The following is a 14,609-nucleotide window of genomic DNA, read 5'->3' on the forward strand; positions in this document are numbered from 1 at the left end:
TTCATATTTTTTTGCCAGCAATTAAATATTATCTTGAAATACCTATAAAAAAAATGCCCTTAAGAAATTTTCTTAAGGGCATTTTTAATGTTTTTTTTCTAGAAACCGTAATTTACTCCTAATCCAAAAACCTCTCTAACTTGTACTGCTTGTATTGAGTTATCATCATAAATAGCTTGAACAGCAACATTGGCAGATAAGTATTTATTAATTTTCATTACTACATTCATCTGGTAATCAACATCTACATTCTGAGGTTTATCAAGATAATTAGCATATAAATTTAATCTGTTTTCAATACTTACGTTAGTCATTAAATTGAGCTTATAGTATCCTGAAACACTAGCACCAAATTCAAATCTTGAAGAATCCCCTTGTAAGACGCCAAATGAAGGTCCTAATTCTGTAAAATGAGGATGTACAACGATTAGTTTTGCAGTTGCAGGTGAAAAATTGACACTTAAATTATCATTTTTCTTCCATAAAATTCCGGGACCGAACTGAAAATAAGCAGGAGAAAAGAAATGAGAAATTTTCACACCTTCTTTATCTAAACCAGTATCCATCTGAGTTTTAAAATTAAAAAACATAGAGTAATACCATTCACCACTTGCTTTTTTACCCCAAAGTGAATTTAGTTCTAAGCGATCATCTGTCTTAGCTGTTTTAGCATCTCCTTTTATTTTGCTTAAACCATAAGCTAAAATAAATTTGTTGTCCCATACAACGTCTCCATTTTTATAATTGAAGTCATAGTTGATACCTAAATTTCCAGCTATGTTTGAAGTTCCACCACCTAACCATTGTTTGTTATAAGCTGATTGATTAAAAAGTATAGAAATATTTCCTTTTTTAGTCCAAAGTTTGATGGTGTCTTTCTCAGTTTCCTGAGCCTGAAGGGACATAAAACCAGAAACAAAGAGTAAAGCAAATGCTATTTTTTTCATGAAAGTGCTATTTAAAAGTTTTACCAAAATTAAATAATTTTATGGGAACACTATATTTTTTGAAATTAAACTTTACTATTAGTCTTATATAAAGGAACAGCCGAACACGCTTCTCCGTACATAATACTTCTGGCAAAGGGTTGTAAATAATGAGCCGCTAATACATAAGCGCGCATAGGTACTGGCTTTCTAGAGCATCCTTTAATTATAATGGGTTTATTTGTATATACTGAATAATCGATTTTAGAGAGCAGTTCCTCATAAAGAGAAGCTTCTAAATCTTCAATAGTTCCATTAATTATTTTTTTTGCAAATGGTGCCAATTGTATCGCAACTAAAATAGAAGCCCATGCGGGAACAATTGCATCCGTACTGCAATTAATAGCCACAAATTGGTCTTTATACTGTGCCCAATCGTAATTTTTAAGCTCTTCTCTGAAATCTTTTTCTTTGAGCAAAAAGCCTTCTATAAGCCATTGAGAAATATCTATTTGTGCACGAATTCCTTTGGGATAATAATCTTCGAGATCAAAAATTTCTAAAACACTATTGGCTACTTTATTTATTATCTCTTCCATATTTAAGTCTTAAACACAAAAGTCATAAAGTAAATTTTGTAGACTTTATGACTTTTTATTTTTTAAATAATTATAGCATTCCTAATTCAAGCTTTGCTTCTTCACTCATTAAATCTTTGCTCCAAGGCGGATCAAATGTAATTTCTACTTCAGCGTCTTTCACATTTTCTATCGATCTTACTTTCTCTTCGACTTCTCTAGGTAAACTTTCCGCTACAGGACAGTTTGGAGAAGTAAGTGTCATCAGGATTTTAACTTCGAAATCAGTATTTACCATTACGTCGTAAATCAATCCTAATTCATAAATATCTACAGGGATTTCAGGATCGTAAATTGTTTTTAATATTTTTACGATTGATTCTCCTAACTCGGTGGTGTCTATTTCTTGTTCCATTATTGTTGTTGTTATTATTGTTTTGTTGTTTTTTAAAAATATACCAATATGTTTAATGACTAATAGATTTTAGAACATATTAATATCGTATTTATTTTTTATATTATTTAAACCATGTAAGAGATGTAAGAACATTTAAGTTTTATGATTTTAAATCACTTATTTATTTTTGCGCACTTATTATAGTAATTTTTATTCGTCATCTAAGACACTATATCTATAATTAACATAAGTTTTTTGACCATGCTCGTAAATATTAGTAACGTTAAAATTAATAATTAAACTAATAGGAGATTCTAAAAGATTCATATATGACATTACTTTAGCTACATGAATTGGTATTATTTTATCTGTGGCTTTTAATTCTACTACTAAAATATCTTCAATAAATAAATCACATCTTAAATCGGATTCTAAAGATATTCCTTTGTATTCTATTGGAATTACTAATTCAGATTTGAAATTTATACTTCTTAATGTCAATTCTTGTATTAAGCATTTGTGATAAATGCTTTCCAATAAACCTGGCCCCATTTGTTTATGAACTTCAATTGCAGCACCAATTACTTTATAAATTAAGTCTTTTAATTCTTTCTTTGTCATCATAAGTAGATATTTTACAACAATAAGATATGGTTTTTTAAGATTTAAAGAAATTTACATAAATTAATATGACTCTCCTTCGAAAATATAATTTGGTATTACTTAAATGAGCTTAAACATCTTATATGGTTTAAAAGAAAATAATTTTTAGAGTTGTTTTATTTCTGAGTATTAAATGCCAAAGCATACATTTTAATGTTTTTTATCATCGAAACCAATCCATTGGCTCTTGTTGGAGACAAATGCTCTTTTAAGCCTATTTCGTCAATAAAATTCATGTCTGCGTCTAAAATATCTTTAGCACTTTGATTGGAGAACGTACGAATTAAAATAGCGATAATTCCTTTTGTCAAAATAGCATCGCTATCTGCTGTAAAAACTATTTTATCATCATTTTGTTCCCCTTGCAACCATACTTTAGATTGGCAACCTTTGATTAAATTAGTATCTGTTTTGAATTCTTCTTTGATTAAAGGAAGTTTTTTTCCAAGTTCGATGATGTATTCATAACGCTCCATCCAGTCATCAAACATCGAAAATTCATCAACGATTTCTTCTTGTATTTCTTTAATTTTCATAGTAATCTGAATTTATTTCAGTATTATTCTTTTTTAACAAATGAGTTTATTTTATCGACTAATTTCTTAATTTCTTTGGGTGGAAAACCATGATCAAAACTTGTTGATTCGTAGGTTTTGTCTTTATAACTGATTTTTAAATTAGCAATTGCAGCACCATCATAAAAACGTTTTTCAGTGGGAGCTTTGTACTGAGCCAATTCCTCTAATTTAGTTTCCTTAAAATAAAGCCCTAACTCATTCCAGTCAGCATCTGTTATTTTCTTAGGAACAAGTTTTTTGTTATTATCTCTATCATTAGAAACCGTAATTTCTTGATTTTTAATGCTTATTTGTTGGTAAAAACCTCTAGTGTTTGCGGTATATTCTAAAACTACTGCATCCATGTTTTGATTTTTTGGGCTATCGCAACCTTTACCAAATACAACGGTCAAAATTAATAAGGAAAGTAATTTCATAATTTTATTTTTTTTAAGAGAACATGAGTTTTGCTTTTTTAACTGCTTCCACCATACTATCAATTTCTTCTTTGGTGTTATAAAAAGCAAACGAAGCTCTAATGGTTCCTGGAATATTAAAAAACTGCATAATTGGTTGTGCACAATGATGCCCAGTTCTAACTGCTATTCCTAGTTTGTCAATTATGGTGCCAATATCATACGGATGTATTCCTTCTATATTAAAAGAAATTACGGAAGTTTTTTCTTTCGCTGTACCAAAGATTTTCAAACCTTCAATTTCTAATAATCGTTTGGTTCCGTATTCTAATAATTCTAATTCTTGTTTCTGAATATTTTCAAAACCAACTTCATTCATATAATCAACAGCTGTTCCTAAAACAATTCCGCCCGCTATGTTTGGTGTTCCGGCTTCAAATTTATGAGGAAGATCAGCATAAGTAGTTTTTTCGAAAGTTACATCTTTGATCATTTCACCACCACCTTGATAGGGCGGTAATTTATTTAACCAAGCTTCTTTTCCGTATAAAATTCCGGTTCCGGTAGGTCCACATATTTTATGACCTGAGAAGACGTAGAAATCACAATCTAATTCTTGAACATCTGGTTTTAAATGCGGGACCGCTTGAGCGCCATCAATTAAAACAGCAGCACCGTATTTATGTGCTTCATCAATCATATATTTAATAGGATTGACCGTTCCTAAAGCATTCGAAATATGATTTACTGTAACGATTTTGGTTTTGTCCGAAAGTAATTTATCGTATTCAGCCATGATCAATTCGCCATTTTCATTCATAGGAATCACTCGCAAGATAGCTCCAGTTTTCTCGCATAACATTTGCCAAGGCACAATATTACTATGATGTTCCAATGCTGAAACTAAAATTTCATCACCTGCTTTCAGTAACGAAGCAAATCCATTAGCAACTAAATTGATTCCGTGCGTTGTTCCCGAAGTGAAAAGTACTTCATGTGAGAATATTGCATTGATATGGTTTTGAATTTTACCACGGGATATTTCATAGGCATCGGTTGCCAACTGGCTTAGAGTGTGTACGCCACGATGAATGTTTGCATTAATTTCTTGATAGTATTTGGATATCGCATCAATCACTACTTGTGGCTTTTGCGAAGTGGCTCCGTTATCAAAATAAACCAATGGTTTACCATTTACCTTTTGAGAAAGAATAGGAAAATCTGCTCTAATTTTATTTATATCTAGCATAATTATTTAGAAAAGTTCTAAATACAAAAGTAATGAAAAACCGTACCGTTTAAGCTATGAATTAATTAATTTTTATGATTGTTTCTTATACTTTAATAGAAATATTTTATTGAATTTTAGTTTGATTATTTTATTAAATTGCATTAAATTAATTGTTTACCAATATGAAAAAATTATTTAAGTTCCTTGGTCTTGCCTTAGTTATAGCGATAGTATATTTAGGATTTACTACTTATCCTAAATTAGATTTAATTTCAGGCTTCTCCGCCAAAAGTATTGCTTCGGGACATTTTATTGATGGTCGTTCTCAACAAATGATTGAGAAAGGAGATAATGATATCAAATTGATTGATTTGGCAAAGAATACTATTAATGAAGCAGGGAAATTTGCAATAGCTTCTGTTTATGGTTTAAAAGAACGAAAAGCAATTTATCGCGAAGGTTTAGGCGCAACATTAATTACAGCTGATTTTGATGAAAGTAGGCCTTATGAAGTTCCAAAAAGAACTAAAACAAGTAGCAATTTACCATTTCCTTATGGGAATTTGGAACCGAAAGACACTATTTTTGATAATGTAGATTATACTAAATTGAATGCTGCTGTTGCCAATGCTTTTGATAAAAAAGGCGAAATCAATAAAAGAACACGTTCTGTTTTAGTAATTTATAAAGACAAAATCATTGCTGAAAAATATGATACAGGATTTACAAAAGATAGTAAAATTTTAGGTTGGTCCATGACAAAAAGTATTACGGCTACGATGTTTGGAATTCTTCAAAAACAAGGAAAATATGATATTTACAAACCAGCTCCTATAAATGAATGGCAAAATGATGATCGTAAAATAATCACCACTAATGATTTATTGCATATGAATTCCGGTCTGGAATGGGAGGAAAATTATAGCACAATTTGCGATGCTACTAATATGCTTTTTCAAGAGAAAGATATGTCAAGATCGCAACTAGTGAAAACAGCGGCTTTTAAACCGAACACACATTGGAATTATTCTTCAGGAACTACCAATTTGTTATCAGGAATTTTGAGAAAGCAATTTAAAACCCAACAAGAATATCTTGATTTTTGGTACACAGATTTAATTGACAGAATAGGAATGAACTCGATGGTAATCGAGACGGATATGAAAGGGAATTTTGTGGGTTCGTCTTATGGCTGGGCAACAACAAGAGATTGGGCTAAGTTTGGCTTATTGTATTTACATAAAGGAAACTGGAATGGCGATCAAGTCTTTGATGAAAGTTGGGCAAAATATGTAGCAACTCCTACAAATGGATCTAAAGGTGATTATGGTGGACATTTCTGGCTAAACGCTGGCGGCAGATATCCTGATGCACCTCGAGATTTGTATTCTTGTAACGGTTTTCAAGGACAGAAAGTATTTATTATTCCGTCACTCGATTTAGTAATCGTGAGAATGGGATTGACGGAAGATGCGAAATTTGATGTAAACGGAATGTTGAAAGGAATAATAGGGAGTTTGAATTTAACCACAAAGAGCACAAAGTAAAAAAACAAAAAGGTCACAAAGTTCAGTTATAAACTTTGTGACCTTTGCTTAATCTTTGTGGTTAAAACTACAAATCAAATCCCATTTTAACGCCTAGTTTGGTAGCGATAATTTTGGTGATTCTTTGTTTTAATTCGGGTATTTTTATGTTTTCGATAACCGCATTCGAGAAGGCATACATCAATAATGCTTTAGCTTCTTTCTGAGGAATTCCACGTTGTTGCATATAGAATAAAGCAGTTTCATCTAATTGGCCAACCGTACAGCCGTGAGAACATTTTACATCATCTGCAAATATCTCTAATTGTGGTTTAGCATTTATAGTTGCTTTATCGCTCAATAATATGTTATTGCTTTTTTGGAAAGCATTTGTTTTTTGAGCTTCTTTTTCTACATATACTTTACCATTGAAAACTCCCGTTGCACGATCTGAGTAAATTCCTTTGTAATCTTGGAAACTTTCACAATTAGGAGTGGCATGATTTACTAAAGTATAATGATCCACATGTTGCTTTTCGCCAATAATGGTAATTCCGTTTAACGTACTTGTCAATCTTTCACCAAAGTGATAAAAATTCAAATTGTTTCTAGTTAAGTTTCCTCCAAAAGAAAAAGTATGTACATAAACATGACTTTCTTGTTGCTGAGAAACGAAAGTATTATCAATCAAGTTCGCTTCATGAGTATCATTTTGAATTTTGTAATAATCCACAATAGCACGTTTTTCGGCGAAAATTTCAGTAACAGAATTCGTAAGTACTGGATTTTCATTTAAACTTTGATGACGTTCAATAATTTGAACATGCGAGTTTTCGCCTACAATCACTAAATTTCTGGGTTGAACCATAAGTGCTGCTTCATTTCCTGTCGAGAAATACATGATTTCAATAGGTTTTGGCGCTACTTTACCTTTCGGAATATTGATGTAAGCACCTTCATTGGCGAAAGCCGTATTTAATGAAGTTAAGCTATCGTCTTTATTCGCGATTTGATTAAAATATTTGTCAATAACCATTTTGTATTTTGGTTTGTTCAATGCCGAAGCCATCAAACAAACGTCAATTCCTTCATGAGTTGTTGACGATAAATGCGAACTAAAAACACCATCAACAAAAACCACTTTATAAGTGTCTACTTCGTTTAAAAAGTACTTACTAACTTGGCTAAATTCGATTGAATTTTCATGCTTTGGAAAAACAGTAAAGTCATTTTTTAAAATGGCATTTAGTGAAGTGTATTTCCAAGCTTCTTCTTTTTTGGATGGGAATCCTTTATTTTCAAAGTTTTTTATAGCAGCAGTTCGAAGATCATGAAGTTCAGAGTGAACATCAATTTGCTCTTCAAAAGCCATAAAAGACGATAGTAATTTTTCTTTTAATTCCATTTTTAATTAAGTCTTAAAGTTGAAAGTCAAAAGCCAAAAGACTTAAGATAGTCAACGAAATGTTATTTTGAGTGTTCTAAATTATAAATTAGAGAGGAATTCCCTTTTCTAATTTAGATTTAAAACTTTTAGAGTTTTGATAAATATTTAATAAAACCACTTAACCACTTTGATATTTCAGTTAGGCATTCTAATAAAATTTCAAACTCTTCTTTTGTAATATATTCTAAATCGTAGGCCAAATATAATTGAGAACGGACTTCTCCAGCTGATGCTTTCACTACATATAAAAAGTAAATAAACTCTTTATCTGTATTTCGTTCAAAGCCTTCAGTAATATTTGAGTATATAGAGATTCATGCACGTCTAATCTGTCTAACTAAGTCAAAGTCTTTTCTAAAATTAAAGCTATCGGTATTTGAATATATTCTTCTATTAAAAAACTCTTGATTTTTGCCAAGAATTAATTTCTTCGAAAGAATTAAATTTACCTATTCTCTTTTTCTTTTGACTTTATGACCTTAGACTTTAGACTAAATTTTCAGCTTTGATCCAATCGTATCCTTTTTCCTCTAATTCTAGCGCTAAACTAGCATCACCAGATTTTACAATTTTTCCATCCATAAGAACGTGAACAAAATCAGGAACGATATAATCTAATAAACGTTGGTAGTGTGTAATTACAACCACAGCGTTTTTATCACTTTTCAATTTGTTTACACCATTAGCAACAATACGCAAGGCATCAATGTCAAGCCCAGAATCAGTTTCATCAAGAATCGCTAATTTTGGTTCTAACATTGCCATCTGGAAAATCTCGTTACGTTTTTTCTCACCACCAGAGAAACCTTCGTTAAGAGAACGAGACAAAAATTTTCTGTCAATTTCTAATAATTCTGATTTTTCACGAATTACTTTTAGCATTTGGTTTGCTGGCATTTCTTCCAATCCTTGTGCTTTACGAGTTTCGTTAATAGCTGTTCTCATGAAGTTTGTTACTGAAACACCTGGAATTTCTACTGGATATTGGAACGAAAGAAACACCCCTTTGTGCGCTCTTTCTTCTGGTGCCAAGTCAGCAAGATCTTCTCCATCTAATGAAATTTCTCCACCTGTTACTTCGTAGTTTTCGTTTCCTGCAATGATAGAAGCTAAAGTACTTTTACCAGCACCGTTTGGTCCCATTATCGCATGAACTTCTCCTGCTTTTACTTCAAGATTAATTCCTTTTAATATTTCTTTGTCGCCAATTGTGGCATGTAAATTTTTTATTGATAACATGTTGTCTTTATTTATTCGTAATGACCTTTAACTGAAAGGATATTTAATATTTCTATTGTTTTTTCGTCTATAATCTCATAAACTAATCTATGTTCTTTATCAATTCTTCGAGACCATACTCCAGATAAATTATGTTTCAACTGTTCTGGTTTTCCAATGCCTTCATAAGGACTTCTTTGAATGTCTCGTAATAATTCAGATATTTTCTTTAGAATTTTCTTCTTCCCTGATTTGTTCCAAAGTAATATGTCATTTTGCGCTTTTTTAGAAAAAACTATTTCCATAGTTTGTCTATTTCTTCCAATGACATTTTTATTCCTTTTCCTTGCTTTAATTCTTCTCTTGCTTCTAAAATTTCTTTTACAAACTCAGGGTTGTAGGGCTTTTCAATTTTTTCAATAATTTCAAATCCAAGCGACTTTGACAATGATTTTAACACTGGAAAATCTTTCTTCTTTACATTTTTTAAAACAATATCCATAGCTATTTAAATTTAAATAAATTTTCTAACCTACTGAACCTTCTAAACTAATCTCTAGCAATTTTTGAGCTTCTACTGCAAATTCCATTGGAAGCTTGTTCAAAACATCTTTACTAAAACCATTTACGATTAAAGCGATTGCTTTTTCAGTTGGAATCCCACGTTGGTTACAATAGAAAACTTGGTCTTCACCAATTTTTGAAGTCGTAGCCTCGTGCTCAATTTTAGCCGTTGGATTTTTAGTTTCTATATATGGGAAAGTATGCGCTCCACAATTGTTACCCATAAGTAACGAGTCACATTGTGAAAAGTTTCTCGCATTATCTGCATTAGGTCCAATTTTCACTAAACCACGGTAACTGTTTTGCGATTTTCCTGCTGAAATACCTTTAGATATAATAGTCGATTTAGTATTTTTACCTAAATGGATCATTTTTGTTCCCGTATCTGCTTGTTGGTAATTATTAGTGACAGCAATCGAATAAAATTCACCTACTGAATTATCTCCTTTTAAGATAACTGATGGGTATTTCCAAGTCACAGCAGAACCAGTTTCTACTTGTGTCCAAGAAATTTTAGCGTTTTTCTCGCAGATTCCTCTTTTTGTTACAAAATTGAAAACTCCACCGATTCCTTCTTTGTTTCCTGGGAACCAGTTTTGAACGGTTGAGTATTTAATTTCAGCATCTTCCATTGCGATTAATTCAACAACAGCTGCGTGTAATTGATTTTCATCACGACTTGGAGCAGTACAACCTTCAAGGTAACTTACATAACTTCCTTCGTCAGCGATTAAAAGTGTTCTTTCAAACTGTCCTGTTCCTGCTTGATTGATTCTAAAATAAGTTGAAAGTTCCATTGGACAACGTACTCCTTTTGGAATATAACAGAAAGATCCATCAGAGAAAACAGCTGAATTTAGCGCCGCGTAGAAATTGTCTTTTTGTGGTACAACAGTTCCTAAATGCTTACGAACTAATTCTGGATGTTCTTTAATAGCTTCAGAAATACTCATAAAGATAATTCCTTTTTCGCCTAATGTTTTCTTGAATGTTGTCGCTACAGAAACGGAATCTACAACAATATCCATTGCAACATTATTCATCATTTTTTGCTCATCAACAGAGATTCCTAACTTTTTATACATTTCTAAAAGTTCCGGATCTACATCATCTAATGTTTTATTAGGGTCAATAGTTTTTGGAGCTGAATAATAAGAAATAGCTTGAAAGTCGGGTTTGGTGTAATGCACATTTGCCCATTCTGGCTCAGTCATTAATTCCCAAGCACGAAAAGCTTCTAAACGCCAATCCGTCATCCATTGCGGTTCTCCTTTTTTTTGTGATATAGCGCGAACAATATCTTCATTTAAACCAATAGGAAATGTTTCAGATTCTAAATCCGTGTAAAATCCGTACTCGTATTCTTTAGTTTCGAGTTCGATTTTTAAATCGTCTTCGGTATATTTTGACATATTTTTTTGTTTAATGTTTTACAAAGAGAAACTCTCTCCGCATCCACAAGTTCTGTTGGCATTCGGATTGTTAAAAACGAATCCTTTGCCATTTATTCCTCCTGAAAATTCTAAAATTGTTCCAGCCAAGTATAGAAAAGATTTTTTTTCTACAGCTATGGTTATGTCGTTGTCAATGAAAATCTTATCATCTTCATTTTTGGTTTTATCAAATTTCAAATCATAAGACAATCCAGAACATCCGCCGCTTTTTACACCAACTCTCACGTAGTCTGTTGCAGCATCAAAACCATCATCTGACATTAGATCGATGATTTTTTTTCTTGCAGTGTCAGAAACTTTTATCATAAGTTCGTTTTTATTTGTTTTTATAAGTTCTGTAGCTCAAAAAATCAATTTAGTTCGATTTTTTAATTTACTATCGCACCTTATATTGATTTTGTCTAAATTAAGCACAAAGATAGTATATAAAATGCTTTTTCCATAATGGATAACATTTTTATAACTAATCCTAAAATAGAGAAAAGCTATTCCTACATTATAATCTAAAAACATATATATTTACACACTTTAACTTATAAATACTTACAAAAAATTAATCTTTTATGGAAGAAAAATTACCTACAAAAATGAATTATAAACTCGATTTTAAAGGAAATGGAGAAGCTTTTTTTGGAATTGTTATCGTCAACTGGCTTTTAACAATTATCACTTTAGGAATTTATTATCCTTGGGCTAAGGCCAAGCAATTGCAATTTATTTTCGGAAAATCTACTTTAAATGATGATCCATTTGCTTTTCACGGAACAGGAAAAGAAATGTTCAAAGGATTTGTCAAGGTTATTGGATTATTTATTCTTTTAATGGTAATTATGGGCCTATTTATGTTTATGAAAATGCCTTTAATAGGTTTGTTGCTGTTTTATTTAGGAATTTTTGCTGTTCTTCCTTTAGCGATTCACGGATCATATCGTTATAGAATGTCTCGAACGTCATGGAGAGGGATTCGTTTTGGTTACAGAGGAGATAAAAAAGAATTTATTCAACTTTTCTTTAAATGGTTTTTCTTTACCATAATCTCACTTGGTATTTACGGATCTTGGTTCAAAATTAATTTGCGTAATTATGTATTAAGTAATGTTCGTTTTGGTGATGCTCAATTGAATTATGATGGTGACGGAGGAGATTATTTTCTTTTAAATTTAAAAGGTTATTTCTTGACAATATTTACATTAGGTATTTATTCGTTTTGGTGGCAAAAAGATATTTTTGAATATTACATCGATAATTTATCATTACATAAAGAAGATAAGAAAATCGAGTTTACTTCAACAGCAACAGGAAGTGATTTTTTAGGATTGGTAATCATCAATCTTTTGATGATTGTTTTTACGCTTGGTCTTGGTTATGCTTGGGTAGCTACCAGAACTATCAAATTTATTTTTGACCATATAGCGTTAGAGGGTACAATTGATCTAGATACCTTGCAACAAACAGAAGAAAACTTTAAGGATGCAACGGGTGATGATATTAGTGATTTTTTAGATATCGATTTTATTGTATAAAACATGAATGAAGAAGCTATTGCGATTTTTTACGATGGAAATTCATCTGTGCCTCAAAACATCATTATTTATTTAAATAAAAGTAAAGGGACTTTTTTATTTGAAACAGCAACAGGAATCAAAAAAGAATGGTTCGTAAAAGACGTTGTTATTGAAAATCAGAAAATAGGAATCCAGATGCATTATCAAAGTAAGGAAGCTCTAGAAATTGTAAAAATAACAGATGCTACTTTTATTCATTTAATAAAGGATTATAGAAAACAAAAAGGACACATAGGTTGGTATGAACAATTAATTAATTCAGGTTTTAAAACCCATGCTCTCTTTGCGCTAATTATATTCGGACTCATAGGTCTAACGTATTTTTATGCCATTCCTTGGGTAGGAGAAAAAGCCGTTGCTATTGTACCGGAAAGTTATGACAATACCTTGGGAGAAAGTTTCCGAGAGAATAATATGCTTTTTTCTCAAGTTGATACTACTAAAACAAAATCTCTGAATGCTTTCGCAAAAGAGTTACAACTTAATAATTCTAAGCCTTTGCGATTCATTTTTGTTAAAGAAGATATTGTAAATGCATTTGCACTTCCTGATGGTACGATTGTAGTTTACTCTGGAATTGTTGATAAAATGAAAGATTATGATGAACTAGTAGCGCTTTTAGGTCATGAATCCTCTCACGTTAATAACAGACATGGTATGAAAATGTTGTGTAGAAATTTATCTGGATATTTATTTATTTCGGCAATATTAGGTGATGCTAATGGTGTAATGGCAATTATAGGAGGCAATGTTAATAGTTTGCAATCACTTTCCTTTTCTAGAAAGTTTGAGCAAGAAGCAGATTTGGAGGGTTTTAAAATTATGACTCAAAATCAAGTGAATCCAAAGGGGATGTCGGCTCTTTTTGATCGTTTAAAATCTAAAAATAATTTATCGCTACCTCAGTTTTTAAGTTCACATCCAATTACAGAAGAACGAATAAAATTTAGTAATAAGCTAATCGCTGAAAAGAAATATGCAGTAAGAGAAAATGAAAAATTAGCGATATTGTTTGATCAACTCAAACAATAATAGCCTAATCGAATACTATTTTGAGCCACATTTTTTAGTTTTATAGACTAGAAAGTGTGGCTTTTTTGATTGTAGATAAAAGTTAAAATCAAAAATTGTTAAGCCAGAATCGGCTATATTTGGGCAATCAAGTTTGTAAAATAAGAAAACATGAAATTATATCCTATAGAAACCGGAAATTTTAAATTGGATGGTGGCGCTATGTTTGGAGTGGTGCCTAAAACGATTTGGAATAAAACAAATCCAGCAGATGAAAACAATTTAATTGATATTGCCGCTCGCTGTTTGTTAATTGAAGATGGTAATAAACTGATTCTGATAGATACTGGAATGGGTAACAAACAATCGGAAAAGTTCTTTGGTTATTATTCTCTTTGGGGAAGCCATTCGATGGATAAGTCTTTAGCAAAATACGGTTTTCACCGAGATGATATTACCGATGTTTTTATGACGCATTTGCATTTTGACCACTGTGGAGGAAGCGTACAATGGAACTCAGCTAAGACAGGTTATGAACCTGCTTTTAAAAACGCTAAATTCTGGAGCAATAAAAGCCATTGGGAATGGGCTACAAAACCAAACCCGAGAGAGAAAGCCTCTTTTTTGTCTGAGAATATTTTGCCAATGCAAGAAAGTGGACAGTTGCATTTTATTGAGAAACCAGAAGGAGATTTTCTAGCGGAATCAGAACTTGGTTTTGGTATCTTCTTTGCCGACGGACATACTGAAAAACAGATGATTCCGCACATAAAATATAAAGATAAAACTATCGCTTTTTGTGCTGATTTATTGGCTACAGCAGGGCATATTCCTATACCTTATGTAATGGGTTATGATACGCGACCTTTATTAACCATGCCAGAGAAAACAAAATTTCTTACTGCGGCTGCAGATAATAATTATTTTTTATTCTTAGAACATGACGCACACAATGAAATTATAACAGTTCAGCACACCGAAAAAGGCGTTCGATTAAACGAGGTTTTTAGCTGTGAAGAAGTCTTAATGTAGTGTTAATAAGAGTTGACGTTGTAA

At 31.7% G+C, this 14,609-nt stretch carries 18 protein-coding genes; 4 read left to right on the forward strand and 14 right to left on the reverse strand.

Going from position 1 to position 14,609, the window contains the following annotated elements:
* Positions 1–98: 98 nt before the first annotated feature.
* From J3S90_RS05495 to J3S90_RS05525, 7 genes are all read right to left on the reverse strand, one after another.
* Positions 99–947 (reverse strand): DUF3078 domain-containing protein, encoded by an 849-nt coding sequence (locus tag J3S90_RS05495; RefSeq protein ID WP_210645306.1) that lies wholly within the window; start codon positions 945–947, stop codon positions 99–101.
* A 65-nt stretch (positions 948–1,012) separates the two neighbouring features.
* A complete protein-coding gene (locus tag J3S90_RS05500; RefSeq protein ID WP_210645308.1) occupies positions 1,013–1,525 on the reverse strand; it encodes a DUF2480 family protein in 513 nt (170 codons plus the stop codon).
* A 70-nt stretch (positions 1,526–1,595) separates the two neighbouring features.
* Positions 1,596–1,919 (reverse strand): SUF system Fe-S cluster assembly protein, encoded by a 324-nt coding sequence (locus J3S90_RS05505; RefSeq protein ID WP_188049363.1) that lies wholly within the window; start codon positions 1,917–1,919, stop codon positions 1,596–1,598.
* A 192-nt stretch (positions 1,920–2,111) separates the two neighbouring features.
* Positions 2,112–2,525 carry a GxxExxY protein gene (locus tag J3S90_RS05510; protein ID WP_210645310.1) on the reverse strand — a complete coding sequence of 138 codons (414 nt, stop codon included), beginning with the start codon at positions 2,523–2,525 and terminating at the stop codon, positions 2,112–2,114.
* A 155-nt stretch (positions 2,526–2,680) separates the two neighbouring features.
* Complete coding sequence (locus J3S90_RS05515; RefSeq protein ID WP_210645312.1) at positions 2,681–3,100, reverse strand: SufE family protein; 420 nt, start codon at positions 3,098–3,100, stop codon at positions 2,681–2,683.
* Between the two features lie 23 nt (positions 3,101–3,123).
* On the reverse strand, positions 3,124–3,558 hold the full coding sequence (locus tag J3S90_RS05520) for a hypothetical protein (RefSeq protein WP_210645314.1): 435 nt from the start codon (positions 3,556–3,558) through the stop codon (positions 3,124–3,126).
* Between the two features lie 13 nt (positions 3,559–3,571).
* Positions 3,572–4,786, reverse strand: a complete 1,215-nt coding sequence (locus tag J3S90_RS05525; protein ID WP_210645316.1) for an aminotransferase class V-fold PLP-dependent enzyme — start codon at positions 4,784–4,786, stop codon at positions 3,572–3,574.
* Positions 4,787–4,950: 164 nt separating this feature from the next.
* Here J3S90_RS05525 and J3S90_RS05530 point away from each other — a divergent pair, with 164 nt between their 5' ends.
* Positions 4,951–6,315, forward strand: a complete 1,365-nt coding sequence (locus tag J3S90_RS05530) for a serine hydrolase domain-containing protein (protein ID WP_210645319.1) — start codon at positions 4,951–4,953, stop codon at positions 6,313–6,315.
* 67 nt (positions 6,316–6,382) lie between these two features.
* Here the strand turns inward: J3S90_RS05530 and sufD are convergent, their stop codons facing one another.
* The 7 genes from sufD to J3S90_RS05565 form a co-directional block, all read right to left on the reverse strand.
* Positions 6,383–7,699, reverse strand: coding sequence for a Fe-S cluster assembly protein SufD (sufD, locus tag J3S90_RS05535; protein WP_210645321.1), 1,317 nt, complete (start codon positions 7,697–7,699; stop codon positions 6,383–6,385).
* Between the two features lie 128 nt (positions 7,700–7,827).
* A complete protein-coding gene (locus tag J3S90_RS15910; protein ID WP_317192527.1) occupies positions 7,828–8,055 on the reverse strand; it encodes a four helix bundle protein in 228 nt (75 codons plus the stop codon).
* Positions 8,056–8,227: 172 nt separating this feature from the next.
* Entirely contained in the window at positions 8,228–8,980 is a 753-nt protein-coding gene (gene sufC, locus J3S90_RS05545; protein WP_188049370.1) for a Fe-S cluster assembly ATPase SufC, read from the reverse strand.
* 11 nt (positions 8,981–8,991) lie between these two features.
* Positions 8,992–9,264 (reverse strand): Txe/YoeB family addiction module toxin, encoded by a 273-nt coding sequence (locus tag J3S90_RS05550; protein ID WP_210645322.1) that lies wholly within the window; start codon positions 9,262–9,264, stop codon positions 8,992–8,994.
* Positions 9,255–9,461: a DUF2683 family protein gene (locus J3S90_RS05555; protein ID WP_188049372.1), complete on the reverse strand. Its 207-nt coding sequence runs from the start codon at positions 9,459–9,461 to the stop codon at positions 9,255–9,257. Before J3S90_RS05555 ends, J3S90_RS05550 begins: the two co-directional genes overlap by 10 nt.
* Positions 9,462–9,486: 25 nt before the next feature.
* Positions 9,487–10,935, reverse strand: a complete 1,449-nt coding sequence (gene sufB / locus J3S90_RS05560; RefSeq protein WP_210645324.1) for a Fe-S cluster assembly protein SufB — start codon at positions 10,933–10,935, stop codon at positions 9,487–9,489.
* An 18-nt stretch (positions 10,936–10,953) separates the two neighbouring features.
* Positions 10,954–11,283, reverse strand: a complete 330-nt coding sequence (locus tag J3S90_RS05565) for a HesB/IscA family protein (RefSeq protein ID WP_188049374.1) — start codon at positions 11,281–11,283, stop codon at positions 10,954–10,956.
* A 257-nt stretch (positions 11,284–11,540) separates the two neighbouring features.
* Between J3S90_RS05565 and J3S90_RS05570 the strand changes: the two genes are divergently transcribed.
* From J3S90_RS05570 to J3S90_RS05580, 3 genes are all read left to right on the forward strand, one after another.
* On the forward strand, positions 11,541–12,500 hold the full coding sequence (locus J3S90_RS05570; RefSeq protein WP_210645326.1) for a YjgN family protein: 960 nt from the start codon (positions 11,541–11,543) through the stop codon (positions 12,498–12,500).
* 3 nt (positions 12,501–12,503) lie between these two features.
* Positions 12,504–13,574, forward strand: a complete 1,071-nt coding sequence (locus J3S90_RS05575) for a M48 family metallopeptidase (protein ID WP_210645328.1) — start codon at positions 12,504–12,506, stop codon at positions 13,572–13,574.
* A gap of 150 nt (positions 13,575–13,724) precedes the next feature.
* Positions 13,725–14,585 carry an MBL fold metallo-hydrolase gene (locus J3S90_RS05580; protein ID WP_210645330.1) on the forward strand — a complete coding sequence of 287 codons (861 nt, stop codon included), beginning with the start codon at positions 13,725–13,727 and terminating at the stop codon, positions 14,583–14,585.
* Positions 14,586–14,609: the final 24 nt, after the last annotated feature.

The sequence above is a fragment of the Flavobacterium flabelliforme genome, from assembly GCF_017948675.1.
GTDB classification, from domain to species: Bacteria; Bacteroidota; Bacteroidia; order Flavobacteriales; family Flavobacteriaceae; genus Flavobacterium; species Flavobacterium pygoscelis.